Below are 26071 nucleotides of genomic sequence, written 5' to 3'. Positions count from 1 at the left end.
TGGATCCGTGCCGACCAAGAAGAAGCCCCAGGTGACCGCCGCCGCACCCGCCCGGCGCCGTGAACTCCTCGACACCGCCGCCGAGGTCTTCGCCGAGCAGGGCTACAACGCCACCACCGTACGCAAGATCGCGGACCACGCGGGCATGCTCGCGGGCAGCCTCTACTACCACTTCGACTCCAAGGAGTCGATGCTGGAGGAGATCCTGCGCACCTTCCTCGACGAGCTGTGGGACGGCTATGAGACCGTTCTCGGCGCTGATCTGGGGCCGCGGGAGACCCTCGAAGCGCTGGTCACCGAGTCGTTCCGGGAGATCGACCGGCACCGCGCCGCCGTCGCGATCTACCAGAAGGAGAGCAGGCAGCTGGTGGCGCAGGAGCGGTTCGCGTTCCTCGCCGAGTCCCAGCGCCGGTTCGAGAAGGCGTGGCTGTCCACGCTGGAGCGCGGGGTCGCGGCCGAGGTGTTCCGGGCCGACCTCGACGTCCGGCTCACCTACCGGTTCGTGCGGGACACGGTGTGGGTCGCCGCGTCCTGGTACCGGCCCGGCGGACACCACAGCCCGGAGGAGATCGCCCGGCAGTACCTGTCGATGGTGCTGGACGGGATCGCCGTACGCACGTAACCCGTTGGGAAGTCCGGGAAGTCTGGGGAGTCGTCATGGCCGAGGCATACATCGTCGAAGCGGTCCGTACGCCCGTGGGGCGGCGCGGGGGAGGGCTCGGCCGGGTGCATCCGGCCGACCTCGGGGCGCGGGTGCTGACGGAACTGGTGGCGCGTACGGGCGTCGATCCGGCGGCCGTCGAGGATGTCGTCTTCGGATGCCTGGACGCCGTGGGGCCGCAGGCCGGGGACATCGCGCGGACCTGCTGGCTGGCGGCCGGGCTGCCCGAGGAGGTGCCCGGGGTGACCGTCGACCGGCAGTGCGGATCCTCCCAGCAGGCCGTGCACTTCGCCGCCCAGGCCGTGCTCTCCGGCACCCAGGAGCTGGTCGTGGCCGGCGGGGTGCAGAACATGTCGATGATCCCTATCGCGTACGCCACCCGGCAGGCCGCCGAGCCGCTCGGGCTGACCCAGGGCCCCTTCGCGGGCAGCGAGGGCTGGCAGGCGCGGTACGGCTCGAAGCCGGTGAACCAGTTCGCCGGCGCCGAGATGATCGCCGCGAAGTGGGGCATCAGCCGGCGCACCCAGGAGGAGTTCGCGCTGCGCTCCCACGAGCGGGCGGTGCGGGCGATCGACGAGGGGCGCTTCGACCGGGAACTGGTGGCCTACGGCGATGTCGTGGCCGACGAGGGGCCGCGCCGGGACACCTCGCTGGAGAAGATGGCCGCGCTGCGGCCGGTCCTGGACGGCGGCACGATCACCGCCGCCTGCTCCTCGCAGGTCTCCGACGGCGCGGCGGCCCTGCTGCTCGCCTCCGAGCGGGCGGTGCGCGAGCACGGGCTCACGCCCCGCGCGCGCGTGCACCATCTCTCGGTGCGCGGCGAGGACCCCATCCGGATGCTCACGGCGCCCATACCGGCCACCGCGCACGCCCTGAAGAAGACCGGCCTGACCATCGACGCGATCGACCTCGTCGAGATCAACGAGGCGTTCGCGCCGGTCGTCCTGGCCTGGCTGAAGGAGACCGGCGCGGACCCCGACCGGGTCAACGTCAACGGCGGCGCCATCGCCCTAGGCCACCCCCTGGGCGCCACGGGCGCCCGCCTGATGACCACCCTCCTCCACGAACTGGAGCGCACCGGTGGCCGGTTCGGCCTCCAGACCATGTGCGAGGGCGGGGGCCAGGCGAACGTGACGGTCATCGAGCGGCTGTGACCCGCCTCATGGTGTGCGCCGCCTCCGTCATGATGCGGTCCACCAGTTCCGCGCACGAGGGCAGGTCGTCGATGACTCCGGTGACCTGGCCCGACGCCATCACCCCGAGGTCCGTGCGGCCGTCCACCATCGATGCCCTGAGCAGCATCGGCGTGTTCGCGGCGAGCAGCACCTGGCTCCAGGTCAGGTCCTTGCCCCGCTTCAGGGCGCGCCCGTCCTGGATCATCCGGCGCCAGGACAGCCCCGACAGCCGCCGGAACCCCGCGGCCCGCCGTACGGCCTGGAACAGGGCCCTGGCCCGGCCGGAGCGCTCCAGCGACTCGACGAGGTCGGTACGGAGCATGCGGTGCGGCAGGCCGTCGACGGCCGTGGTGACGGTGACGTCCCGGACCGTCGCCGCCAGATACCGCGCCTTCACCGCGTCCGGGACCGTCGAGTCGGAGGTCAGCAGGAAGCGCGTGCCCATGGCGACGCCCGCCGCGCCGTAGGCCAGCGCGGCGACCAGGCCCCGCCCGTCGAAGAACCCGCCCGCCGCCACCACCGGGATCCGCACCGCATCCACCACCTGCGGCAACAGCACCGTCGTGGCCACCTCGCCGGTGTGCCCGCCGCCCTCGCCGCCCTGCACGATCACCGCGTCCGCGCCCCAGCCCGCGACCTTCTCGGCATGCCGTCGCGCGCCGACGGTCGGGATCACCAGCACGCCCGCCTCCTTCAGCCCGGCGATCAGCCCGGGGGAGGGGGCGAGGGCGAAGGAGGCGACCCGGACGCCCTCGTCGATGATCACCTGGACGCGGTCGGCGGCGTCCGAGGCGTCCGCGCGCAGATTGACGCCGAAGGGCGCGTCCGTACGGGACTTGACCTCGCGGACGGCCTCGCGCAGCCGGTCGACGCTCATCGTGGCGGAGGCCAGGATCCCGAGCGCGCCCGCCTCGGCGGTGGCGGAGACCAGCCGGGGCCCGGCCACCCATCCCATCCCGGTCTGCACGAGCGGATGCCGGACCCCGACGAGCCGGGTGAGCGCGGTCTCCATCAGCGGTCCACCTCCCGCGCGCGGGTGTCCTCCGGGTCGATCTCCTCGCGGATCAGCCGCAGTTCGCCGGGAGACGGATCACGGGTGTACGGCACCTCGTCCGGGACCGTCAGCGTGAAGCCGGTCGCCTCCCGGACCTCCTCGACGGTGACGCCGGGGTGCAGCGAGGCCAGCCGCATCGAGTGGTCGGGGGTGGCGAAGTCGAAGACGCCGAGGTCGGAGACGACCCGCGGGACGCGGTGGTGGCGGGCGCCGGCGGCACGGTCGTAGCCCACTCCGCACACCATGTCGACGCGCTCGACGAAGACCCGCCGCGAATGGCGCGGGATCCAGTAACTGGTGGGGTTGTTCAGCGTGTTGACCGGCGCTCCGCGCACCCCGAGGAGCTGCCGCGCGGGCCTGGCCCAGTCCCCGATGCAGGAGATGTTCTGGTTGCCGAACCGGTCGATCTGGCTCGCGCCCATCATCACGTGCCGCCGCCCCCCGGTGACCTGGGCGAGGTGCTGTCGGTACGGCAGCCAGCCCTCGACGGTGCCGTCCGGGCGGACGAGCATCGCCTCGCCGTCGGTGAGCAGCAGGTCCGGGGAGAACGTCAGCCGGGCGAGACGGGCGCCTACTGAGGGGATCAGGCCCATGGGGCTCGCCAGGATCTCACCCGCCCCGCGCCAGGCCTCGGCGCAGGCGATGACGCAGTACTCGGCCCGGGTGGCGGTCATGCCGTCCTCCCCTCCTCTAGGTACCGCTCGGCGAACTCCGGCCAGGGCGTGGTCGCGTACTCCCGCTGTACGGCCTCGTCGCGGCCGTAGTCGGGGGCGCAGGAGGTGAAGTGGGCGCCGCCGGGGGCCTCGATCACGCCGGTGACGGTGTGCCGTGCGATCAGCAGGGTCTGGGGCGCGGCCTCCTTCGTCAGCTCGGCGGTGTCGACGATCCGCTCGCAGGAGACGTACGCGGTGTCCGCCGCCGTGCAGAAGAGGTCGTCGAAGTACGGGTCGGGGCCCAGGTACTGGCCGTTGCCCCACCGGTCGGCGCGGTTGACGTGGACGAGGGCGGCGTCGAGCCGCAGCGCGGGCATGGCGACGAAGGTCTCGCCGTCCTCGTACGGCGAAGTCACCGTGCGCAGACCCGGGTTGACCCGCATGACGTCCGAGCCGAGTCCGGCGCGCACCGGGAGGAAGGGCATCCGGTGGGCGGCGGCGCGCAGGCCCCACAGGAACATCGCCTCGTCGACCTCGGTGAGTTCGAGGGTGCCGTGTTCGCGGGCGGCGCGGTAGTGGGGTTCGAGGGGGATGGAGTCGAGGGTGACGAAGGGGGCGACGAGCCTGCGGACGCGTCCGGCGGCGGCGAGCATGCCGACGTCGGGGCCGCCGCAGGAGACGATCGTGAGAGCGGTGATCTCGGTGCGGAGCAGTGCTCTGACCAGGGCCATCGGTTTGCGGCGGGAGCCCCAGCCGCCGATGCCGAGGGTCATGCCGTCGGACAGCCGGGAGACGGCCTCGTCGGCGGTCATGGTCTTGTCGGCCGGTGTCCTGTCGGTCAGTGGCCTGTCGGTCATGCGGGCGCCTCCCCGAAGGTGTCCCGGATCCGGTCCCCGACGCCGCTCACGCTCGCCTCGTAGGTGAAGCCCTGCTCGAAGCGGTAGCTGCGGCGGACGTCGACGGGGTCGATGCCGTTGAGGGCCGCTTTGGCGAGACGGAGCAGCTCGCCGTCCTTGGCGGCGATGTCCCCGGCCAACTCCAGGGCCGCGCAGAGGAGTTCGGTGCGGGGGACCACCCGCCACACTGAGCCGTGGGCGTGCAGCTCGGTCGCGGTGGCCGTGCGGGAGGTGAAGTACAGCGCCCGCATGAGGTGTTGGGGCACGAGCCGGGCCAGATGGGTGGCGGCGCCCAGCGCGCCCCGGTCCAGTTCGGGGAGGCCGAAGGTGGCGTCCTCGCTCGCGACGATCACGTCCGCGTTGCCGGCCAGACCGATGCCGCCACCGAGACAGAAGCCCTGCACCGCCGCCACCACGGGGACCTCGCACTCGTACACGGCCGAAAAGGCCTCGTAGCAGCCGCGGTTGGCGCCGATGAGCGCGGTCCGGCCGTGGGCCTGGATCTCCTTGATGTCCACGCCCGCGTTGAAGCCCCGCCCCGCGGCGGCCAGTACCACGCACCGCACCTGCGGGTCGCGGCCCGCCGTGCGGACGGCGTCGGCGAGAGCCAACCAGCCGGTCGCCGGGAGGGCGTTGACGGGCGGGTGGTCGACCGTGACGACGCGGATCCCCTTTTCCGGGGACGAGGTGGAGACACTCATGGGCGCATCAGCTACCTTCCACCTAACGTTTGTTAGGTGGAAGGTAGCAGCGGATGGAGCTGAACGGGAAGCTCGCCGTCGTGACGGGCGGTACGCGCGGCGTCGGCGCCGGGATCGCCCGGGCCTTCGTGGCGGCGGGGGCGGAGGTGGTCGCGGCCGCGCGCCGGGCGCCGGAAGTGCCGTGTGAGGGAGTGGAGTTCAGGCCCTTGGACGTACGGGACCCCGCATCGGTGCGTCGGTTCTTCGACGGGCTGCCCCGGCTCGACGTCCTGGTGAACAACGCGGGCGGCACCCCGTACCGGCTGCTGACCGAGGCGGACGCGGAGCGGCACGCGCGCGTGCTGGAGCTGAACCTGACCGCCCCGCTGACGGTCTCGCTCGCCGCGTACGGCCTGCTGCGGAGGGCCCGCGGGAGCGTGGTGATGATCGGCAGCGTCAGCGGCGGGCGGCCCTCGCCGGGTTCGGCGGCGTACGGAGCGGCCAAGGCGGGCCTGGAGAGCCTGGCCCGCTCGATGGCGGTGGAGTGGGCGCCGGAGGTCCGGGTCAACACGCTGGTGGTCGGGATGGTCCGCACCGAACTGACGCATCTGCACTACGGCGGTGCGCGGGGCGTCGCGGCGGTGTCGAGGACGGTCCCGCTGGGCCGGCTGGCCGAGCCGGCGGACGTGGGCGCGGCGGCGGTCTTCCTCGCCTCGGACGCGGCGGCGTATGTCACCGGGGCGGCGCTGCAGGTGCATGGGGGTGGGGAGCGGCCGGGTTTTCTGGATGCGGCGATGAGGGGGCACGGTGCTGATGGCGGTGCGGGGGACTGTCGAGAGGGAGGCGTGGGATGAGCGGAGAGTGCGGATCGTTGCCGTCGGCGCGGGCAACTGCCCGCAAGGGGCGCTGAGATGGCCGGACTCTGCGACGGGCGGGTCGTCGTCGTCACCGGCGCCGGGCGGGGCCTCGGCCGGGCCCACGCGCTCGCCTTCGCGGCGGAGGGGGCGCGGGTGGTCGTCAACGACCTCGGCGTCGGCCTCGACGGCACACCGGATCCCGAGGGCCCGGCGGGGCGGGTCGTCGAGGAGATCCGCTCGGCGGGCGGCGAGGCGGTGGCGCACGGCGGCGACATAGCGACGACGGAAGGGGCCGCCTCGCTGATCCGGACGGCCCTGGACACGTACGGCCGCCTGGACACCCTGGTCAACAACGCCGGGTTCCTGCGGGACCGGATGCTGGTGAACCTCGGCGAGGAGGAGTGGGACGCGGTGGTGCGCGTCCACCTCAAGGGCCACTTCCTGCCGCTGAGACACGCGGCGGCGCACTGGCGGGCGGAGGCCAAGGCGGGGCGCACTCCGACGGCGAGGATCGTCAACACCAGCAGCGGGGCGGGTCTGTCGGGGTCCGTGGGGCAGGGCAACTACAGCGCGGCGAAGGCCGGGATCCTGGCGCTCACGCTGGTGGCGGCCGCCGAACTCGGCCGCTACGGCGTCCAGGTCAACGCCATCGCCCCGGCCGCCCGCACGAGGATGACGGAACGCACCTTCGCCGACACCATGGCGGCCCCCGCATCGGGCTTCGACGCGATGGCCCCGGAGAACGTCTCCCCCCTCGTCGTCTGGCTCGGCTCGGCCGCGAGCGCGGGAGTGACAGGTCGCGTCTTCGAGGCGGAGGCCGGCCGCATCACGGTGATGGAGGGCTGGCGGAGAGGCCCGACCGCGGACAAGGGGGCCCGCTGGGACGCACGGGAGGCGGGGGAGGCGGCGGTGAAACTACTGGGGGAGGCGGAGCCGCCGGGGGCGGTGTACGGGGGGTAGGGCGGCCCCGCGGCCAACCGGCGATTGGTCGCCACGGTTCCGCGGCCGACCGGCCACCACCCATGAGGGACCCGCAGCCGACCGGCGATCGGGCACCACGGACCCGCGGCCAAACCGCGACCGGTCACGATGGGCCGCAGCCAAACGGCCACTGGCCTCCACGGGCCCGCGGCCACCGACCACCGTCCAGGAGGGCCCGCGTCCGACCGGGCCACGGCTACCACGGCCCCGCGACCGACCGGCGAAGGGCCTCCACGGCCCCGCGACCGACCAGCCACCGGTCACGACAGGCCCGCAGTCGACCCCCAGCCGCCACCACGAACCCCGCCGATCCCCCAGCCGCCGGCCGAGCCCTACGTATCGCACTCCAGCACCGTCCGGCACAGCCCGCACCGTGCCCGCACCCGCCCCCGCACCGGTACCCGGATCCGCTGGTGGCACGTCGGGCAGGGGAAGGACACCCGCAGGCCGCCGCCGTCCGGAGTGAAGGTGTACGGCGTGCCCGGCGCCGGTTCGCCGCCCCCGTGCCGCCGGTCGCGGGCGTACCGGCGCCGCCCCGCCCAGCCCGCCGCCGTCAGCGGGGGCTGCTGCTCGTCGCGGCGGGCCTCCGCCATGCCCTTGCCGTACGCCGTGTACGCCTGCGGACTGGTGAACCACACCGAGGGATCCTCCCCGAAGACCAGCGCCCGCTTGGCCAGGACATAGCCGAACTCCTCCGGCGTCAGATACCCCAGCTTCTGCGACGACGCCCCGTCCTCCCGGTACGCGTCCAGCAGCAGCCACCCCGCGCCCAGGTACGTCGTCGCGGTGTCCGTGAGGATCTCGTTGTCCCGTGTACCGGGGAACGACAGATGTAGCCGGTGCAGATACACATGCATGATCTCGTGGGCCAGCGCCGCCCCGATGTCCCGCCGATGCGTCCGGAACCGGTCGTTCAGCTCCACGAAGTACTCGGGCCCCGCGGCGAGTTCGACGTTCGCCGCATGCGTCATCTCGCGGAAGCTCACGATGATCCGGGCGTCCGGCAGCCGGTAGTGCCGCACCAGTTCGCGGGCCACCCGCTGGGTGCCCAGATAGAGGTCGTCGGTGTCGCAGAACGCCACGTCCGCCGGGGCCACACTGCTCGCGAACGTCTGGACGGTGTCGTACGACAACCGCTTGTACAGCGCGGTGATCGCCGCCCGCACCGTCTGAAGGTGTGGGTAGCCGTGCTCGACCGGTCCGCCGTTCGCCACGTCCGAACCCCCAAGACGCCTGAACCCGATTCCACTCTACGGGGAGGTGAGGGATATTTCCCCGCTCGGGTTCCCTTCCCGGTACGTGAGATCCGTCCTTGTCATGCCCCCTCCTTGATCTTCATACTGCGGGCCGCCCAACCCCCCACGAAAGGACATGCGTTGACCCATAACATGCCCACGAGAAGCGGCGGCCTGACGCTGGTCAAGCGAGCCGTGGCGCTCGGTGCCGTGACCCTCGCCGTCGCCTCCCTGCAGCCCCTGAGCACCGCCCAGGCCGCGGACACCCGCGTCGTAGGAGGAACGCCCGCGGCGCAGAACGAGTTCCCCTTCATGGTCCACCTCTCGATGGGCTGCGGCGGGGCGCTCTACAAGAAGGACATCGTCCTGACCGCCGCCCACTGCATGGACGGCTCCGGCAACAACAACCGCATCACCGTCACCGCCGGTGTCAGCGACCTCAACTCCTCCTCGGCCATCAAGGTCAAGTCGACCAAGGTCAAGGTGGCCCCGGGCTACGACGGCACCGGCAAGGACTGGGCGCTGATCAAGCTCGCCAAGCCGATCGACAAGCCCACGCTGAAGATCGCCACCACCGACCGCTACAACCGCGGCATGTTCACGATCGCCGGCTGGGGCGACACCCAGGAAGGCGCGGGCACCGGCACCACCAAGATGCAGAAGGCCACGGTGCCGTTCGTCGCCGACCGCGTGTGCAAGCGCCACTACGGCAACCGGCTGGTCGCGAAGGAGGAGCTCTGCGCCGGCTGGACGCGCGGCAGCGTCGACACCTGCCAGGGCGACTCCGGCGGCCCGATGTTCCGCAAGGACGACGCCGGCAAGTGGATCCAGGTCGGCATCGTCAGCTGGGGCGACGGCTGCGCCCGCGCCGGGGTGCCCGGCGTCTACACCCAGGTGAACACGTTCGCCGCCGACATAGCCCGGGCCGCGTCGGCCCTGTAGGGACGCGGCCACGAGCACGGCGTGAGCCGCGCGCCCTCACCGTCAGGGAGGGCGCGCGGCTCACACGCCCCGCAGGGCGGGCGCCTGCGCCGACGCGCTCTCGAACTCCAGCACCCGCACCTCGTTCTCCCCCTCGCGCAGCACGGGACCCGGCACGAACAGCGCCTCCTGCGGTCCCGCCGACCAGTACCGGCCGAGGTTGCAGCCGTTCACCCACACGAACCCCCGGGTCCAGCCCGGCAGTTCCAGCAGCGCGTCCCCGGCACCCCGGACGGTCACCGTGCCCCGGTACAGCCCCGGCGCCCCCGTCCCGTCGAGCTCCCGGAACGGCACGGCCGACACCTCGTCCAGGTCGTCGAGCCGCAGCCCACGCGCGCGTACGTCGTGCAGATACTGCCGCTCGTGCAGGATCCCCCCGGTGATCCCCTTGGCCTCCCCGCAGCGCGGCCCGTAGTTGACCCGCCCCAGCGACTCCACCCACAGCTCCACGCGCGCGTGCCCGCCGACCGGCTCCGGGAGCCGTTCGTCCTCCTCGGTGAGGACCCCGGCCCGCTGCCCGTCGACGTACACCACCGCGATGTCCCGCAGCCCGCGCGCGATCAGCGGATACGGCTGCCGCGGCCCCGGCACGCGCACCTCGTAGCGCACCAGCCCCCGGTCCACGTCCAGTTCCTCGAACGTCGGCGGGACGGGTCCGGACACCTCCGCACCGCCCCGCGCCTCCAGTACGGCGTCCAGGGGCGCCCAGCCGGTCAGGCGGGCCCCCGCCGCGGCGGCGAGCCGGGCGGGCGGGGGAGGGGGCTCGGGGAGCGGGCCCTCGGCGTACTCGGCGAGGACCTCGCGGAAGGCCCAGAACTTGGCCGTGGGCCGCCCGGCCTCGTCGATCGGGGCGTCGTAGTTGTAGCTCGTCACGTCCGGCTCCAGCGGCCCGTCGTGCAGCTCGCCGCCGCCCCGGTTGGCGCCCGCCCAGCCCGCGAAGCTGGTGCCGCCGTGCGCCATGTACAGGTTGACCGAGGCCCCGCACTCCAGGATCTCCCGCAGCACCGAGGCTGCGTCCCGCGGATCCCGGACGACGTGCTCGGCGCCCCAGTGGTCGAACCAGCCGCACCAGAACTCCATGCACATCAGCGGACCCTCCGGCCGGTGCCGGCGCAGGGCCTGGAACGCCTCCCGCGCGTGGGAGCCGAAGTTCACCGTGGCCAGGACGCCCGGCACCGAGCCCCCGCTCAGCATGTGGTCCTCCGGGCCGTCCGAGGTGAACAGCGGGACCGTCACCCCCTGCCCGCGCAGCAGCTCGGCCAGCCACGCCGGATAGGCGGCGTCCGAGCCGTAGCTGCCGTACTCGTTCTCCACCTGCACCATGATCACCGGGCCGCCGCGGTCCACCTGGCGGGTCACGACCTCGGGCAGCAGCCGCCCGAACCAGTCCCGCACCGGACGCAGGAAACGCTCGTCACGCGTGCGTGCGTGACCGGGCACCCAGTGCGGCAGCCCGCCGTTCTCCCACTCGGCGCAGATGTACGGGCCCGGCCGCACGATCGCCCACAGCCCCGCCTCCCGGGCCGCGTCCAGGAAGCGGCCGAGCGCGGCCACGTCCCGGAACTCGCCGGGCCGAGGCTCGTGCAGGTTCCAGGGCACGTACGTCTCGACGCAGTTGAGGCCCATCGCCCGCAGCATCGCCAGCCGGTGGCCCCACTGCTCCTCGTGCACCCGGAAGTAGTGCAGCGCGCCGGACAGCAGCCGCACCGGTCGCCCGTCCAGCAGAAAATCGGTGTCCCCCACCGCGAAGTCGTTCATGCCGCCACCCTCACCCCTGGCGGCGACCGGATCCATGGACAAAGATCGGCGCTGGTTGGACGGAAGAGAACGCGGGAGAGCACGATGTACCACACCTGGATGCGTTTCTTCACGCCCGGCCCCGTCCATCACCGCCTCGGACTGGTCTGCCTCGGCGTCGGCCTCCAGTACGGCGCCCTGCCCACCGTCGGCCCGCGCACCCTGGACCACCATGTCGCCGTCGTCATCAGCGCCGGCCGCGGCTGGTACGAGGGCGCCGACGGCCGCCGTACCACCGTCACCGCGCCCGCGCTGCTGTGGCTCACCCCCGGCGTCCCGCACCACTACGGCCCCGACCCCGCCACCGGCTGGGACGAGGGGTTCGTCGACTTCACCGGGCCCGCGACCGCCACGTACACCGAACTCGGCTGCATCGAACCGGACCGCCCGGTGGTGCCCCTCGCGGACGCCGCGGGCCCGCGCGGGGTCATCGCCCGGATCGCGCGTGCCGCCCGCCGCGACAACCCGCTGCTGGAGGTCGAGACCGCGGCCGCCGTCCACGAGCTCCTCGTCGCCCTGCGCCGCGCCCGCGCCGACCTCGCCCCCGACGGCGACCAGGTCCTCCGGGCGCTCGCCCGGGACGCCTGCACCCCGATGACGGTCGCCGGGCACGCCGCCCGGCACGGCATGACCCTGACCGAACTGCGCGCCGCCGTCCGCCGCGGCGCCGGATGCAGCCCCAAGGACTATCTGCTCGGCATCCGCCTGGGCCGCGCCAAGGAACTCCTCGCCGCCACCGACCTGCCCGTCGCGGCCGTCGCCCGGCGCGTCGGATACGACGATCCGGCCTATTTCTCCCGGCTGTTCACCCGCCGCGTCGGCATGCCCCCCGTCCGCTTCCGCGCCCAGCAGGGCCGTACCGTCCCCGGCGGCTGGAGCGACCGGGTTCCGGATCCGGACGATCCACCCATGATCGAAGGGCCCGGGGCTTTGTAGGGTGGTCGCCCATGACCACCAGCAACACCGGAACCGGTGACGTCGACCCCGCCGTCCGCGCGGAGCTCGCCCGCCTGCGCGACAGCATCGACAACATCGACGCGGCCGTCGTCCACATGCTCGCCGAGCGCTTCAAGTGCACCCAGCAGGTCGGCCATCTCAAGGCCGCCCACCAGCTGCCGCCCGCCGACCCGGCCCGCGAGGCCCGGCAGATCGCCCGGCTGCGCACGCTCGCCGAGAACGCCAAGCTCGACCCGGCCTTCGCCGAGAAGTTCCTGACCTTCATCATCGCCGAGGTGATCAGGCACCACGAGAACATCGCCGGGACCACCGAGAACACCGTCGACAGCGCTGCGCCGACGGCGAACTGACCCTCTCCCCGGGCGACGGGGAGGTGACAGGGCCGCCCGCACGGGGCATGCTGCGCTGTGCACTCGTTGTCAGTCGGCGGGCACGCCCCGTCAGCGTCATGGACACACGCTGGTGGTCCCATGCGGGAGGGACGTCGGACCATGCCGTCGGATGCCAAGATCCTCATCGTCGACGACCATGAGGACACGCTGTACGCGCTGGAGAGCGCCCTGGCCCCGCTGGGCTACCAGCTCAGCCGCGCCACCTCCGGCGACGACGCGCTCAAACAGGTGCTGCGCGGGCAGATCGGGCTGCTCCTGCTGGACGTGCGCATGCCCGGCGTCAGCGGCCTGGACGTGGTGCGCTATCTGCGCCGCCTCGAACAGACACAGCACATTCCGGTCATATTATTGACGGGCTTCGGCCCGGACCAGGAACTGACGTCGATCGCCTTCGGACTGGGCGTCGCCGACCTGGTGATGAAACCCATCGACCCCTGGGCGTTACGCACCAAGGTCCGCTACCTCTACGACGCCTACCGCCGCCACCGCGCCCTGGAGCAGGAGGTCCGCGAACTGCGCGCGCTGGTCAAGGACCAGGCCGACACCGGCGCACCCGTCCTGCCCCACCCCGACTCCCGGGTCCCGCCGCAGCGTGACGTCTCCGGCGCCCGACCGGCGCAGGACCGGACATAGGCCGCGTACCGATCCGCCTCTGTGCCTTGCCGATGGCATCAGGCAGCATGGCCTGCATGTCCGTACTGACGCGCGACGAAGCGCAGACCCGTGCCCAGCTCCTCGACGTCCGCCGCTACACCATCGAACTCGATCTGACCACGGGCGACGAGACCTTCGACTCCGTCACCGTCATCGGCTTCGCCACGCGCGCCGATGCGGACACCTTCGTCGAGGTCAAGCCCGCGGAACTGCGCTCGGTCACGCTCGACGGACAGCCGCTGGACCCGCAGCCCCTGGACGGCAACCGGCTGCCCCTGAAGCACCTCACCGCCGGAGAGCACGAACTGCGCGTCGAGGCCGCCATGCGCTACTCCCGCACCGGCGAGGGCATGCACCGCTTCACCGACCCCACCGACGGCGAGACCTACGTCTACACCCAGCTGTTCATGGACGACGTGCAGCGCGTCTTCGCCGCCTTCGACCAGCCCGACCTCAAGTCCGTCTTCGAGCTCTCTGTCAAGGCCCCCGAGGGCTGGACCGTCCTCGCCAACGGCCGCACCGAGCACACCGACGGCGTCTGGCGGGCCGCGCCGACCCCGCTGATCTCCACCTACCTCGTCGCCGTCGCCGCCGGACCCTGGCACTCGGTCACCACCGAGCACCGCGGACTGCCCTTCGGCCTCCACTGCCGCCGCTCGCTCGCCCCCCACCTCGACGCGGACGCCGACGAACTCCTCGACATCACCAAGCAGTGCTACGACCGCTACCACGAGAAGTTCACCGAGCCCTACCCCTTCGACTCCTACGACCAGGCGTTCGTCCCCGAGTTCAACGCCGGCGCCATGGAGAACCCGGGCCTGGTCACCTTCCGCGACGAGTTCGTCTACCGCTCCGCCGTCACCGACACCGAGCGCCAGACCCGCGCCATGGTCATCGCCCACGAGATGGCCCACATGTGGTTCGGCGACCTCGTCACCCTGCGCTGGTGGGACGACATCTGGCTGAACGAGTCCTTCGCCGAGTACATGGGCTACCAGACCCTCACCGAGGCGACCCGTTTCACCGACACCTGGACCGACTTCGGAGTCGTCCGCAAGGGCTGGGGCTACGACGCCGACCAGCGCCCCTCCACCCACCCCGTCGCCCCCGAGGCCGTCGACGACACCGCCTCCGCACTGCTCAACTTCGACGGCATCTCCTACGCCAAGGGCGCCTCCGCACTGCGCCAGCTGGTCGCCTGGCTCGGCGAGAAGGACTTCCTCGCCGGGATCAACACCCACTTCGAACGGCACAAGTTCGCCAACGCCACCCTCGCCGACCTCATCGACTCCCTCGCCGCCCACACCGACCGCGACGTGCACGCCTGGGCCGACGCCTGGCTGCGCACCAGCGGCGTCGACACCCTCACCCCGCGCGTGACGCCCGCCACCGACGGCACCTGCACCGTGCAGGTCGAGCACACCGGCAGCCGCCCGCACCACATCGCCGTCGGCCTCTACGACCTCGACGTAGCCGACGAAGGCCGCCGCCTGCTGCTGCGCGAACGCCTCGACCTCGACATCCCGCAGAGCGAGCCGCGGCCCATCGGCAAGCGCCCCACGCTCCTGCTGCTCAACGACGGCGACCTCTCCTACGCCAAGGTCCGCTTCGACCCCGACTCCTTCGAAGGCGTCCGCACGGCCCTGTCCGGGCTGCCCGAGCCGCTGACCCGCGCGGTCGTCTGGAACGCCCTCAGGGACGCCGTCCGCGACGGTGAACTCCCGGCCGCCGCCTACCTGGAGACCGCCCGCACCCACCTCCCGCACGAGACCGACCTCGCCCTCGCCCAGGGCGTCCTCGGCTTCGCCTCCGTCCAGGTCGCCGACCGCTACCTCGCCCCCGAGGAACGCCCCGCTGCCCTGGCCTCCCTCGCCTCCCTGTGCCGCGACCTCATCCGCCGCACCGAGGACGGCGACCACCCCGGCCTGCGCCTGATCGCCGTACGCCACTACATCGACGTCACCGCGCACCCCGAGCCCATCGCGGCCTGGCTCGCCGACGGCACCGTGCCCGGCGGCCCCGAACTCGACCCCGAACTGCGCTGGCGCATCCTGTCCCGGCTCGCCGTCCTCGGCGCCGCCGACGAGAACGCCATCGCCGCCGAGCTGGAGCGCGACCCGAGCGCCACCGGCCAGGAGGGCGCCGCCCGCTGCCGCGCGGCCCTGCCCGACGCGCAAGCCAAGGCACGCGCGTGGGACGCCATGTTCGCCACCGACGACCTCTCCAACTACCTGTTCACCGCCACCGCCCAGGGCTTCTGGCAGCCCGAACAGGCCGATCTGGTCCGGGAGTACGTGCCGCGCTACTACCGGGACGCGGTCGCCGTCGCCGCCCGCCGCGGCCCCGCCATCGCCGACGTCGTCGGCCGCTGGGCGTTTCCCGTGTACGCCGTGGACGGGGAGACGCTGAGCCTGGGCGAGGCCTGTCTGCGCGAGGCGGACCCGATCCCGGCGCTGCGCCGCAAGCTGGTGGATCAACTGGACGACCTGGCCAGGGCGTTGCGGGTGCGGCAGAGCTAGCGGCCCACGGGCGGGTCCGGCTCCGGCACGTCTTCCCGGCCCGGAAGTACCCCCTTTCGGGTTCCGAACCCCGGGCTTTTCGGACACGTCGCCGCAGGGGCGTACAAGCTGGTCCCCATGAGCATGCCGCCCCTCGCCTCCGGACCCGAAGGCCCGCCCGCCCTCGGCCCGTTGCTCGACACCGTCCTCGACGCGCTGCGGGACGGCACCCGGGCCCGCGGCGGCCCGCTGCCCACGGGCGGCCCGGAGGCGGTGGCGTCCCGGGTCCGGGAGGCCGTGGGCGACCCGCTCCCGGAGGAGGGCGACCCGGGGGCCCTGTACGCCCTGGTGCGGGCGGTGGCGGAAGGCTCGGCCGACCCGGCGCACCCGCTGTGCGCGGCCCACCTGCACTGCCCGCCCCTGGCGGTGGCCACCGCGGCCGACCTGGCCGCGAGCGCCCTCAACCCGTCCCTGGACTCCTGGGACCAGGCCCCGGCGGCATCCGCGCTGGAAGCCCTGGTGACCAGGGCACTCGCCGCACTGGTCGGGGGCCCGGGCGGCGCCCCCGCAGACGCCCTGGTCACCACCGGCGGCACCGAGTCCAACCAGCTCGCCCTCCTCCTCGCCCGCGAAGCGCGCCGCGGAATCCGGCTGGTCCACGGCGCCAACGCCCACCACTCCCTCCCGCGCGCCGCCTGGCTGCTCGGCCTCCCCGAACCCGTCGTCGTCCCCGCCCCCGCCGGCACCCTCGACCCCGCCGCCCTGGACGAGACCCTCGCCCGCCTCCCGGGACCGCACCTCGTGGCCGCCACCGCGGGCACCACCGACGCCGGCCTCATCGACCCCCTCCCCGAGATCACCGCCCTGTGCGCCCGCCACCACGCCCGCCTCCACATCGACGCGGCCTACGGCGGCGGACTGCTGTTCAGTGACCGGCACCGGCACAAGCTGCGCGGCCTGGACGCCGCCGACACCGTCACCCTCGATCTGCACAAGCTCGGCTGGCAGCCGGTCGCCGCCGGACTCCTCACCGTCCGCGCCCCGCACGACCTCACCGCCCTGCACCAGCACGCCGACTACCTCAACGCCGACGACGACACCGAGGCCGGTCTCCCCGACCTCCTCGCCCGCTCCCCGCGCACCACGCGCCGCCCCGACATCCTGAAGATCGCGGTCACCCTCAAGACCCTCGGCCGCACCGGACTGGGCCGACTGGTCGACCAAGTCTGCGACAGAGCAACCGAGTTCGCGGACCTCGTCGAACGGCACCCCGGCTTCCAGCTCTACGGACGCCCCACCCTCAGCACGGTCGCCTTCCGGCCCCGCACCGCCCCCGACGACACCGTCGCCGCCCTACGCCGCGACCTCCTCACCGACGGCCGCGCGGTCATCGGCCGGGCCCGCCTCGACGGCCGGCTGTGGCTGAAGGTCACCCTCCTCAACCCCCGCACCAGCCAAGGCGACCTGGCCGCCCTGCTGAACCTCGTGGAAGGAATCACCCCCCGATGAGCCCCACCTCCGACACACCCCGCGACCTGGTCGGCATCGGCATCGGCCCGTTCAACCTCTCCCTCGCCGCCCTCGCCCACCCGCTCGCCGAACTCGACGCCGTCTTCTACGAACAGCGCCCCGCCTTCACCTGGCACCCCGGCCTGCTCATCGAGGGCGCCACCATCCAGGTCCCCTTCCTCGCCGACCTGGTGACCCTCGTCGACCCCGCCAGTCCCTGGACCTTCCTCAACTACCTCAAGAGCCGCGACCGGCTCTTCCCCTTCTACTTCGCCGAGCGCTTCCACATCCAGCGCGCCGAGTACGACGCCTACTGCCGCTGGGTGTCGCAGAACCTGCCCGCCCTGCACTTCGGCCACCAGGTCGACGCCGTCCGCTTCAACCCCGAACGGGACGTGTTCGAGGTCGACTTCACCCAGCTCGACGCCGACGGCGAGGCCGAGGCACTGGGCCGCACGTACACCCGGAACATCGTCCTCGGCATCGGCACCGAGCCGTACGTCCCCGACCCGCTCAAACCCCTCGTCGACGCCCCCGGCGTGCCCGTCCACCACGCCGCCGACTACCTCGACCACCGCGCGGAACTGCTCGCCGCCGAACACATCACCGTGGTCGGCTCCGGCCAGTCCGGCGCCGAGATCTTCCTCGACCTGCTGCGCGCCCGCCCCGCGGGCCGCGAGCGGCTGCACTGGATCGGCCGCAGCGCGGCCTTCGCCCCCATGGAGTACTCCAAGCTCGGCCTGGAGCACTTCACGCCCGACTACACCCGCTACTTCCACGCGCTCGGCGAACCCGCCCGCGACCGGCTCCTCACCTCGCAATGGCAGCTCCACCGGGGCATCGACGCCGGCACCCTCGCCGCCATCCACGACGAGCTCTACCGCCGCACGCTGGACGGCGGCTGGCCCGACACCGTGCTCACCCCGGGCGTGCGGGTGCGCACCGCGGGCCGGATCGCCACCACCAAGATCGAACTGCACCTGGAACACACCGAGCAGCACACCCGCGACCGCCTCACCACCGACGCCGTCGTCCTCGCCACCGGCTACCGCGAACGCCCCCTCGACCGCATCCTCGCCGGACTCGACCCCTACCTGCGCCGCGACAGCCGCGAACGCCCGCGCGTGGACCAGCAGTTCCGGCTCGTGCTCGACCCCTCCGTCACCGGCTCCGGCTGCAACATCTACGTCCAGAACGCCGAACGCCACACCCACGGCGTCGGCACCCCCGACCTCGGCCTCGCCGCCTGGCGCAGCGCGACCGTCCTCAACTCCCTGACCGGCAAAGAGCCCTACCCCCTGCCCGGCCGCACCGCCTTCACCACCTTCGGCCTGGACACACAGCAGCCCCAGATCCCCTCCGCACGCCGACAGCAGGCACTGACGCCGCTGCGGGACGGGATCTGAGGCCGCATCACACCAGGATCAGAACACCGGCGTGCCGTCCCGCGTGAGCCTCCAGTCCACCGACGCGAAGTCCTTCGGGTCCAGCACCCCCTTCGCCGTCACCCACTCGGCGATCCGGGTGCGGATCTCCGTCGACTCCGACCACAGCTCCGGCGCCGAGGCCACATGCGGGAACGCGCCGCCGCCATTGGCCCGGTAGTTGTTCACCGCGAACACGAACCGCTGCGCGTCGTCCAGCGCCGCACCGCCGTAGGTCAGGTTCCTGATCCGCGACCCGGCCGGCTGGGCGATGTCGATGTCGTACGACAGCCCCGACACGTAGTCGTAGTTGTAGTCCGGGCGGTTGTTCGCGTTGGTCAGCTTGTCGACCTCCACGGCCGCACCCGCCGCCGTCCGCACGAAGTACTCCGCCGAGTACTCCAGGTACGCCTTGAGCTGCGCGCCCGTCATCACCTTGGCGACCAGCGTGTTGTCGTACACGTACAGGCTCGACAGGTCCCGGATGGTCACCTGGCCCGCCGGGATCGCCGAGGTGCGGGAGAACGGCGACGCCTGCGCGAGCACCGGCAGCGAGGCGTGCTCGGTGCCCGCCAGCGCGGCCCTGACCACGTCCTCCTGCACCTTGGTGATCAGGTCGATGATCGGGGCGTCCCGGTAGCGGGCGTCCACCGTGGTCAGCGTCTCGGTGGCGGTGCCGACGACCTGATTGACGTATGCCACCACCTTGTCGTGCTCGTCGTCGAGCAGCCGGGTGATCTCCGGGTCGTCGGCGACCGTCCGGGAGTCCCGCACGCTCGCCGCGACCGACTCGACCGTCCAGCGGCCCTTGTCGAGGACCAGCTCGATGTCGAACAGCGACAGCCGCTGCGCGTAGCACAGCGGCTCCGACAGGATCACCGTCCTGCCGGTCTGCTCGTTCGTCACCTTCAACTCGACGATCTCCGTGTGCGCGTGACCCACCAGGATCGCGTCGATGCCCGGCACCTTCTGGGCGACCAGCGCGGCCGAGTTCTCGATGTACGGCAGCTGGTCACCGTAGGACGAGGTGCCCGAGGAGCCGGAGTGCGCCGAGACGACCACCACGTCCGCGCCCATCGAGCGCAGCTTCGGCACCCACTTCGCCGCCTGCTCCTCCAGACCGGGGAAGGTCATCCGGCCCTGCACATAAGCCTTGTCCCAGATCGCGATGCCCGGGTTGGTCAGCCCCAGCACCGCCACCTTGACCGGCGGGGCGCCCTTCACCCGGAACGTCTTCATGAAGTACGGCGGGAAGGCCGGCTTGAGCGTCTTGGCGTCCAGCGCGTTGGCGCCGAGCAGCGGAAAGTCGCACTGCTCCTCGAACTTGCGCAGCGTCTCGATGCCATAGTTGAACTCGTGGTTGCCCAGCGCCACCGCGTCGTACCCGATCGCGTTCATCGCCTGCGCCATCGGGTGCACCGGACCGCCCTCGGCGGTGATCGGCTCGACCTTGGCGTAGTAGTACGTCAGCGGGGTGCCCTGGATGGTGTCGCCGGCGTCCAGCAGCAGCGTGTTGCGGCGGCCCTTCTCCGCACGCACCTGCTCCACCAGGGTGGCGATCCGGGCCAGGCCCTTCGCGTTGCCCTTGGCGTCGGTGTATTCCGCGTCCTTGAAGTAGTCCCAGTTGAAGATGTTGCCGTGCAGATCGGTCGTGCCCATCACCGTCAGCGCGTACCGCTTGGCGGGCCGGGGCCCCTTCCTCTCCTCGGCGGCCCCGGCCGCGGGCGCCGCCGCACCGGCCAGCGCGACCCCCGCTCCGGTCACGGCCGACTTCTTCAGGAACTTCCGACGGTTCAGGGGCATGTCTCGGTTCTCCTCGTGGTCCATGACGCGCGTAGATCCCGGGCGTGAAAGCGGACCGACGCGCGTAGATTCTGTCCCGGACATGGCGATCCACAACAGGTCCGCGAGATTGCGATCTGATGACCCGGGCTGTGAGGCAGCTGTCCGCACCCGGCCAAGCGGTGACACAGTGGGGCGTATGACCACCCCCACCGCCCTGCCCTACGGCACCCCCGACGCCCCCCGCATCGCCGTACGCGGCGAAGCCCACCTCGAAGTCGACCCCGAGATCGGCCGGATCGGCATCACCGTCGCCTCCCGGGGCCGGGACCGCCGCACCGCCCTGGAGGACCTCACCCGCCGCAACGCCACCGCCCTGGACCTGGTCAAGTCCTACGGCGACGCGGTGGAACGGCTGGAGAGCGGCGCCTTCTCCGTCCGGCCCGAGCTGACCAAGCACGGCCGCGGCGAACGCGTCCGCACCTACCACGGCACCGTCCATCTCACCGCCGAACTCACCGACTTCACCGCGCTGGGAGAACTCGCCACCCGCCTCGCCGACCTCGAACTCACCCGCGTCGACGGCCCCTGGTGGGACCTGCGCCCCGACTCACCCGCCCACCGCCGGGCCCGCGAACAGGCCGTCCGCGAGGCGGTCCAACGGGCCCGCGAATACGCCGAGGCGCTCGGCACCTCACTCGCGGCACTGGTGGAACTCGCCGACATCGGCGCCGAGGACGGCGGACCCCGCCCGATGGCCGCCGCCGGACGAATGCGGTCCATGGCCTTCGCGGAGGCCGCCGAGGACACCGTGGCCGCCCTCGACCTGGAACCCCAGCGCCAGCACGTCCACGCCGAGGTCAACGCCCGGTTCACCATGCGACCGCCGGCGCTGTGAGCAATTCCCGGGAATTCGCTCATCAGAGCGCCCCGTCGCACAATTCAACACTTGTCAATAGCCCTTCACGAAAAGGTTGTTGAGTAGTCATGCGGGACCAATTCGCTACCCGTCGGTAAGCAATAGGCTCGAAACATGCGCCGAGCGAAGATCGTTTGTACTCTGGGGCCCGCCACCGACTCGTACGACCAGATCAAGGAACTGGTCGAGGCCGGAATGGACGTCGCCCGCTTCAACCTCAGCCACGGCGGATACGCCGAACACGAGGAGCGCTACCACCGCGTACGCAAGGCCTCCGACGAGACCGGCCGCAGCGTCGGCCTGCTCGCCGACCTTCAAGGCCCGAAGATCCGCCTCGGCCGCTTCACCGAAGGACCCGTACTCCTTGAACGCGGCGACACCTTCACCATCACCGTGGAAGCCGGCGCCCAGGGCGACCGCGAACACTGCGGCACCACCTACACCGGCCTGGCCGCCGACGTCACCCCCGGCGAACGCATCCTCGTCGACGACGGCAAGGTCTGCCTGGAGGTCACCGCCGTCGACGGCCCCCGCGTCCGCACCACGGTGATCGAAGGCGGCATGGTCTCCGACAACAAAGGCCTCAACCTGCCCGGCGTCGCCGTCTCCGTCCCCGCACTCTCCGAGAAGGACGAGGCCGACCTCCGCTGGGCGCTGCGCACCGGCTTCGACGTCATCGCCCTGTCCTTCGTCCGCTCCGGCCGCGACATCGAGGACGTCCACCGCATCATGGACGAGGAGGGCCGCCGCCTCCCCGTCATCGCCAAGGTCGAGAAGCCGCAGGCCGTCGAAGCCATCGACGACATCGTCGCCGCCTTCGACGGCATCATGGTCGCCCGCGGCGACCTCGGCGTCGAAATGCCCCTCGAACAGGTCCCGATCGTCCAGAAGCGCGCCATCAAACTGGCCAAGCGCAACGCCAAGCCGGTCATCGTCGCCACCCAGATGCTCGACTCGATGATCGACAACTCCCGCCCGACCCGCGCGGAAGCCTCCGACGTGGCCAACGCCGTCATCGACGGCACGGACGCCGTGATGCTCTCCGGCGAGACGAGCGTCGGCAAATACCCCATCGGAACCGTCCGCACCATGGCGAAGATCGTCGAAGCGGCCGAGGAAGACCTCCTCGCCAAGGGCCTGCCGCCACTGACGGACCGCAACAAGCCCCGCACCCAGGGCGGAGCGGTCGCCCGCGCGGCAGCCGAGATGGGCGACTTCCTCGGCGCCAAGTACCTCGTCGCCTTCACCCAGTCCGGCGACACCGCCCGCCGCCTCAGCCGCTACCGCTCCCCGATCCCGCTGCTCGCCTTCACCCCGGAACAGGCCACGCGCTCGCAGCTGAACCTGACGTGGGGCGTGGAGACCTTCCTCGGCCCCCACGTCGAATCCACCGACGCGATGGTCGAGCAGGTGGACGAGCTGCTCCTGAAGTACGGACGCTGCCAGAAGGGCGACACGGTCGTCATCACGGCGGGCTCGCCCCCCGGGGTCTCAGGCTCCACGAACCTGGTCCGCGTCCACCACATCGGCGAGGACGACAGCCCCAAGTAGCGCCGCTGTTCAGTGCTTGGGCCCTACGTGGGTGTCCATGAGAGCTACGGAAGCCTTGCGGGCGACCGAGATGTTGTACGGGTTGCCGTGACGGGTGCAGTGAGTCCACTCGACGCCGAGCTTGTCCAGGGTGTCCGTGCAGAGCTGACGGATGTCGTCGGACACGTTGGTGAAGAAGTACCGCGGATACTCATAGCGCTTGCGCTCGCCACCGACCATCCGGGTCGTCCAGTTGGTGATACGGCAGCCGTCGGAGTGGACGAGCCCACGGACGAGTGGCCAGGGGTGGGCGTCGACGATCTCCTGTTGCCAGGGTTCGAGGATGATGCGGCGTTCGTGCTTCCTGCCGGGGCCGTGCTGAGGGAAGAGGCAGTGGAGGTGCTTCGAGTAGACCTTCACGTTCCGGCAGCCGGTTCTGCGGACGCGGCAGACGGAGTTGTCCGGGAATACCGCGCGCATGGCTCGCTCGCACTCGTCCATGAGGCCTGTCCATGACTCAGCGCAGGTGATCATGAGATTCGGGACGCGGTGCTCGGAGTAGTGGCTGATGTGGCCGTCGCCGAGGTACAGGCCGAGTAGGTAGCTGTATGCCTCTTGGTCGAGGTCCCGTCCGTCGCAGCGCGGGCACTTGGGGTCGTGCTTCCCGGGACACTCGCCGTGTTTGGCTCGGTCCATGTGCTTCCAGTAGCCCACGGTTCCCAGTGGGACGTTGAAGCGTCGCGCGACGTCTGCGTTTTTCATGCCGGTGCGCAACAGCGTGACCGCCCTTTGCCGCACATCAGTCCCGTGAAAGTTCATGCGGCCACTTTGTGCCACTCATAGTGACCATGTGCAGCAAAAAGCGGATGTTCACGAGAACGTGAGCATTCGCTTGGGTCTGAGGTGCCGGGTGCGGGATTCGAACCCGCAAGCCCTCTCAGGCAGAGGTGTTTGAGACCTCCGTGTATACCGTTCCACCAACCCGGCTGGTAGCTGGCTGCCCGGGAAGTGTACCGGGTCATCATGCGCGCTCGCAGCTAGGTAGGCTCTAGGGGCAGCCCCCAGCCTGCCGAAACAAGGAGCGCCCCCGTGACCGCCCCCGAGTCGCCCCAGCCCGTAGACGCGCCCGACGACGACAAGTCGCACGTGCCTCCGCTGACGACCCGTGTCGTCATTGCCGAGGACGAGGCGCTGATTCGGCTCGATCTCAAAGAGATGCTCGAGGAAGAGGGGTATTCCGTCGTCGGTGAGGCGGGCGACGGGGAGCAGGCCGTCGAGCTGGCCCGGGAGCACAAGCCCGATCTCGTGATCCTCGACGTGAAGATGCCCAAGCTCGACGGGATCTCCGCCGCGGAGAAGATCGCCGAGGAGAGCATCGCCCCGGTGCTGATGCTCACCGCGTTCTCGCAGCGCGACCTCGTCGAGCGGGCGCGGGACGCCGGGGCGATGGCGTATCTGGTGAAGCCGTTCAGCAAGAGTGATGTCGTACCGGCGATCGAGATGGCCGTGTCGCGGTTCACCGAGTTGAAGGAGCTGGAGAAGGAGGTCGCGGACCTCACCCAGCGGCTGGAGACGCGCAAGCTGGTGGACCGGGCGAAGTCGGTGCTGCAGACGGAGTACGGGCTGAGCGAGCCCGCCGCGTTCCGGTGGATCCAGAAGACGTCGATGGACCGGCGGATGTCGATGCAGCAGGTCGCGGAGGCCGTCATCCAGGACGCCGAGGAGAAGAAGGCGGCCAAGGGCTAGTCCGGGAAGCGTGTACGACGAAGGCCCGCACCCTCCGCCGAGGGTGCGGGCCTTCCGTCGTAGGGGATCAGTCCTCGCCGAGGTAGGCCTTGCGGACCGACTCGTCGTGGAGGAGGTCCTGGCCGGTGCCGGACAGGACGATGTTGCCGACCTCCATGACGTGACCCTGGTCGGCGAGCGAGAGCGCCGCCTGGGCGTTCTGCTCGACCAGCAGGATCGTGGTGCCCTGGGACTTCAGCTCGGCGATCGTCGCCATGATCTTCTGCATCATGATCGGCGACAGGCCCATGGAGGGCTCGTCGAGCATCAGCAGCTTCGGCTGGGACATCAGGGCGCGGCCCATCGCCAGCATCTGCTGCTCACCGCCGGAGAGGGTGCCCGCGGCCTGCTTGCGACGTTCGCCGAGGATCGGGAAGAGGTCGTAGGCGCGCTGGATGTCCTTCTCGATGCCCGGCTTGTCATTGCGCAGGAAGGCGCCGAGGCGGAGGTTGTCCTCGATGGTCATGCGGGGGAAGATGTGCCGCCCCTCGGGGGAGTGGGCGAGTCCCAGCGAGACGATCTGGTGGGCGGGGTACTTCTTCAGCGACTTGCCGTTGAACTTGATCTGGCCGCCGACCGGCTTGAGAAGGCCGGAGAGGGTGCGCAGGGTGGTGGTCTTGCCGGCGCCGTTGGTGCCGATGAGGGTGACGACCTGGCCTGCGTCGACGGTGAAGGAGATGCCCTTGACGGCTTCGATCTTGCCGTAGGCGACCCGGAGGTCTTCTACTTCGAGGAGTGCGGTCATCGGTCGTTCTCCTTGCCGGGCGCGGCCTCCGTCGTGGTGTCGGCCTGTGTCTCTGCGGCCTCGACTTCGGCGGCCTCGTCGGCGCCGGGGGCGCTTTCGAAGGGTTCGCCGAGGTATGCGGCGACCACGCGTTCGTCGCCCTGGACGGTGGCGCTGTCGCCTTCGACGAGCTTTTCGCCCTGGACGAGGACGGCGACGCGGTCGCAGAGGTTGAAGATGAACCGCATGTCGTGCTCGATGACGAGGACGGCGATGCCCTTGTCGCGGATGGCGAAGACGAGTTCCTCGGTGGCCCGGGTCTCCTGGGGGTTCATGCCGGCGGTGGGCTCGTCGAGGAGGAGCAGGCTCGGTTCGCTGGCGAGCGCTCGGGCGATTTCGAGCTTGCGCTGTTCGCCGTAGGGCAGGTTGCGGGCGAGGTGCTCGGACTTGGCGGCGAGGCCGACGAACTCCAGGAGTTCCATGGCGCGGGCGCGGGAGGCGGCTTCGGCCTTGTGGAAGCCGGGGCCGCGCAGCAGGGCGGACCAGAGGCCTTCCTTGGTGCGGGTGTGGCGGCCGACGAGGACGTTCTCCAGAACGGTCATGTTGGCGAAGAGCCGGATGTTCTGGAAGGTCCGGGCGATGCCGGCGGCGGTGACCTTGAAGGACTTGGGCGGCAGGACGGTGCCCCGGTGGCGGACCTCTCCCTCGGTGGGGATGTAGAGGCCGGTGAGGCAGTTGAAGAAGGTGGTCTTGCCGGCGCCGTTGGGGCCGATGAGCCCGACGATCTCGCCGCTGTTGACGGTGAGGTCGACGTTGCGTACGGCGGTGAGGCCGCCGAAGCGCATCGTGACGCCGCGTGCGTCGAGGACGGGGGTGCCGGGGGTGGCGGCGTCCGGGGTGTTCTGGGTGGTGGTGTCGGTAGTCATG

24 protein-coding genes and 1 tRNA gene are annotated in these 26071 nt (G+C 71.4%); 14 read left to right on the top strand and 11 right to left on the bottom strand.

Annotated features, from left to right (window positions below; genetic code table 11):
- Positions 1 to 7: 7 nt before the first annotated feature.
- Together ACWD11_RS05415 and ACWD11_RS05410 are read left to right on the top strand one after the other, a co-directional pair.
- Positions 8 to 622: a TetR/AcrR family transcriptional regulator gene (locus ACWD11_RS05415; protein WP_451281415.1), complete on the top strand. Its 615-nt coding sequence runs from the start codon at positions 8 to 10 to the stop codon at positions 620 to 622.
- A 35-nt stretch (positions 623 to 657) separates the two neighbouring features.
- The gene (locus tag ACWD11_RS05410) at positions 658 to 1815 is read left to right on the top strand and encodes an acetyl-CoA C-acetyltransferase (RefSeq protein WP_389418615.1); all 1158 of its coding nucleotides are present in this window, start codon (positions 658 to 660) and stop codon (positions 1813 to 1815) included.
- Here ACWD11_RS05410 and ACWD11_RS05405 read toward each other — a convergent pair.
- From ACWD11_RS05405 to ACWD11_RS05390, 4 genes are read right to left on the bottom strand one after another with little or no spacing between them, the layout of a single operon-like run.
- The gene (locus tag ACWD11_RS05405; protein ID WP_389418616.1) at positions 1799 to 2848 is read right to left on the bottom strand and encodes an NAD(P)H-dependent flavin oxidoreductase; all 1050 of its coding nucleotides are present in this window, start codon (positions 2846 to 2848) and stop codon (positions 1799 to 1801) included. The genes ACWD11_RS05410 and ACWD11_RS05405 overlap by 17 nt on opposite strands.
- Complete coding sequence (locus ACWD11_RS05400; protein WP_451281413.1) at positions 2848 to 3564, bottom strand: CoA-transferase subunit beta; 717 nt, start codon at positions 3562 to 3564, stop codon at positions 2848 to 2850. Before ACWD11_RS05400 ends, ACWD11_RS05405 begins: the two co-directional genes overlap by 1 nt.
- On the bottom strand, positions 3561 to 4400 hold the full coding sequence (locus tag ACWD11_RS05395; protein WP_389418618.1) for a CoA transferase subunit A: 840 nt from the start codon (positions 4398 to 4400) through the stop codon (positions 3561 to 3563). The genes ACWD11_RS05400 and ACWD11_RS05395 overlap by 4 nt, the downstream gene beginning before the upstream one ends.
- On the bottom strand, positions 4397 to 5140 hold the full coding sequence (locus ACWD11_RS05390; protein ID WP_389418619.1) for an enoyl-CoA hydratase family protein: 744 nt from the start codon (positions 5138 to 5140) through the stop codon (positions 4397 to 4399). Before ACWD11_RS05390 ends, ACWD11_RS05395 begins: the two co-directional genes overlap by 4 nt.
- Before the next feature lie 53 nt (positions 5141 to 5193).
- Between ACWD11_RS05390 and ACWD11_RS05385 the strand changes: the two genes are divergently transcribed.
- Both ACWD11_RS05385 and ACWD11_RS05380 read left to right on the top strand, forming a co-directional pair.
- A complete protein-coding gene (locus tag ACWD11_RS05385) occupies positions 5194 to 5973 on the top strand; it encodes an SDR family oxidoreductase (RefSeq protein ID WP_389418620.1) in 780 nt (259 codons plus the stop codon).
- 57 nt (positions 5974 to 6030) lie between these two features.
- Entirely contained in the window at positions 6031 to 6936 is a 906-nt protein-coding gene (locus tag ACWD11_RS05380) for an SDR family oxidoreductase (protein WP_451281410.1), read from the top strand.
- Positions 6937 to 7289: 353 nt separating this feature from the next.
- On the opposite strand, the gene ACWD11_RS05375 is transcribed toward ACWD11_RS05380, so the two are convergent.
- Positions 7290 to 8171, bottom strand: coding sequence for a hypothetical protein (locus ACWD11_RS05375; RefSeq protein WP_451281408.1), 882 nt, complete (start codon positions 8169 to 8171; stop codon positions 7290 to 7292).
- Between the two features lie 174 nt (positions 8172 to 8345).
- Between ACWD11_RS05375 and ACWD11_RS05370 the strand changes: the two genes are divergently transcribed.
- Positions 8346 to 9134 (top strand): S1 family peptidase, encoded by a 789-nt coding sequence (locus ACWD11_RS05370; protein ID WP_389418623.1) that lies wholly within the window; start codon positions 8346 to 8348, stop codon positions 9132 to 9134.
- Between the two features lie 60 nt (positions 9135 to 9194).
- Here ACWD11_RS05370 and ACWD11_RS05365 read toward each other — a convergent pair whose 3' ends face one another.
- On the bottom strand, positions 9195 to 10931 hold the full coding sequence (locus tag ACWD11_RS05365; protein ID WP_451281406.1) for a glycoside hydrolase family 35 protein: 1737 nt from the start codon (positions 10929 to 10931) through the stop codon (positions 9195 to 9197).
- Positions 10932 to 11015: 84 nt separating this feature from the next.
- On the opposite strand from ACWD11_RS05365, the gene ACWD11_RS05360 reads away from it, so the two are divergent.
- The 6 genes from ACWD11_RS05360 to ACWD11_RS05335 all read left to right on the top strand — a co-directional run bounded on the left by ACWD11_RS05360 (position 11016) and on the right by ACWD11_RS05335 (position 18386).
- Positions 11016 to 11906, top strand: a complete 891-nt coding sequence (locus ACWD11_RS05360; protein WP_451281404.1) for a helix-turn-helix domain-containing protein — start codon at positions 11016 to 11018, stop codon at positions 11904 to 11906.
- 11 nt (positions 11907 to 11917) lie between these two features.
- On the top strand, positions 11918 to 12277 hold the full coding sequence (locus ACWD11_RS05355) for a chorismate mutase (RefSeq protein ID WP_389418627.1): 360 nt from the start codon (positions 11918 to 11920) through the stop codon (positions 12275 to 12277).
- Positions 12278 to 12418: 141 nt separating this feature from the next.
- Complete coding sequence (locus tag ACWD11_RS05350) at positions 12419 to 12952, top strand: response regulator (protein ID WP_389418628.1); 534 nt, start codon at positions 12419 to 12421, stop codon at positions 12950 to 12952.
- 56 nt (positions 12953 to 13008) lie between these two features.
- The gene (gene pepN / locus ACWD11_RS05345; protein WP_451281401.1) at positions 13009 to 15492 is read left to right on the top strand and encodes an aminopeptidase N; all 2484 of its coding nucleotides are present in this window, start codon (positions 13009 to 13011) and stop codon (positions 15490 to 15492) included.
- A 117-nt stretch (positions 15493 to 15609) separates the two neighbouring features.
- Positions 15610 to 16980, top strand: a complete 1371-nt coding sequence (locus ACWD11_RS05340) for a pyridoxal phosphate-dependent decarboxylase family protein (protein ID WP_451281399.1) — start codon at positions 15610 to 15612, stop codon at positions 16978 to 16980.
- Entirely contained in the window at positions 16977 to 18386 is a 1410-nt protein-coding gene (locus ACWD11_RS05335) for a lysine N(6)-hydroxylase/L-ornithine N(5)-oxygenase family protein (RefSeq protein WP_451281397.1), read from the top strand. The genes ACWD11_RS05340 and ACWD11_RS05335 overlap by 4 nt, the downstream gene beginning before the upstream one ends.
- A gap of 18 nt (positions 18387 to 18404) precedes the next feature.
- On the opposite strand, the gene ACWD11_RS05330 is transcribed toward ACWD11_RS05335, so the two are convergent.
- Positions 18405 to 20207, bottom strand: coding sequence for a bifunctional metallophosphatase/5'-nucleotidase (locus tag ACWD11_RS05330; protein ID WP_389418632.1), 1803 nt, complete (start codon positions 20205 to 20207; stop codon positions 18405 to 18407).
- Between the two features lie 178 nt (positions 20208 to 20385).
- Here ACWD11_RS05330 and ACWD11_RS05325 point away from each other — a divergent pair, with 178 nt between their 5' ends.
- Both ACWD11_RS05325 and pyk read left to right on the top strand, forming a co-directional pair.
- The gene (locus ACWD11_RS05325; protein ID WP_389418633.1) at positions 20386 to 21084 is read left to right on the top strand and encodes an SIMPL domain-containing protein; all 699 of its coding nucleotides are present in this window, start codon (positions 20386 to 20388) and stop codon (positions 21082 to 21084) included.
- Between the two features lie 135 nt (positions 21085 to 21219).
- Entirely contained in the window at positions 21220 to 22656 is a 1437-nt protein-coding gene (gene pyk / locus ACWD11_RS05320; RefSeq protein WP_389418634.1) for a pyruvate kinase, read from the top strand.
- 9 nt (positions 22657 to 22665) lie between these two features.
- On the opposite strand, the gene ACWD11_RS05315 is transcribed toward pyk, so the two are convergent.
- Both ACWD11_RS05315 and ACWD11_RS05310 read right to left on the bottom strand, forming a co-directional pair.
- Entirely contained in the window at positions 22666 to 23454 is a 789-nt protein-coding gene (locus ACWD11_RS05315; RefSeq protein WP_451281394.1) for a helix-turn-helix domain-containing protein, read from the bottom strand.
- 85 nt (positions 23455 to 23539) lie between these two features.
- Positions 23540 to 23622 (bottom strand) — tRNA-Leu (locus ACWD11_RS05310).
- A gap of 102 nt (positions 23623 to 23724) precedes the next feature.
- On the opposite strand from ACWD11_RS05310, the gene ACWD11_RS05305 reads away from it, so the two are divergent.
- Positions 23725 to 24381: an ANTAR domain-containing response regulator gene (locus tag ACWD11_RS05305; RefSeq protein WP_389418636.1), complete on the top strand. Its 657-nt coding sequence runs from the start codon at positions 23725 to 23727 to the stop codon at positions 24379 to 24381.
- A gap of 67 nt (positions 24382 to 24448) precedes the next feature.
- On the opposite strand, the gene ACWD11_RS05300 is transcribed toward ACWD11_RS05305, so the two are convergent.
- Both ACWD11_RS05300 and ACWD11_RS05295 read right to left on the bottom strand, forming a co-directional pair.
- On the bottom strand, positions 24449 to 25165 hold the full coding sequence (locus ACWD11_RS05300; RefSeq protein WP_389418637.1) for an ABC transporter ATP-binding protein: 717 nt from the start codon (positions 25163 to 25165) through the stop codon (positions 24449 to 24451).
- Positions 25162 to 26070 (bottom strand): ABC transporter ATP-binding protein, encoded by a 909-nt coding sequence (locus ACWD11_RS05295; RefSeq protein ID WP_389418638.1) that lies wholly within the window; start codon positions 26068 to 26070, stop codon positions 25162 to 25164. The genes ACWD11_RS05300 and ACWD11_RS05295 overlap by 4 nt, the downstream gene beginning before the upstream one ends.
- Position 26071: the final 1 nt, after the last annotated feature.

It is taken from the genome of Streptomyces sp. NPDC002776 (assembly GCF_053592195.1).
The sequence above is the reverse complement of the archived record's forward strand: the minus strand, read 5'-3'. Positions and strand labels throughout refer to the sequence as shown.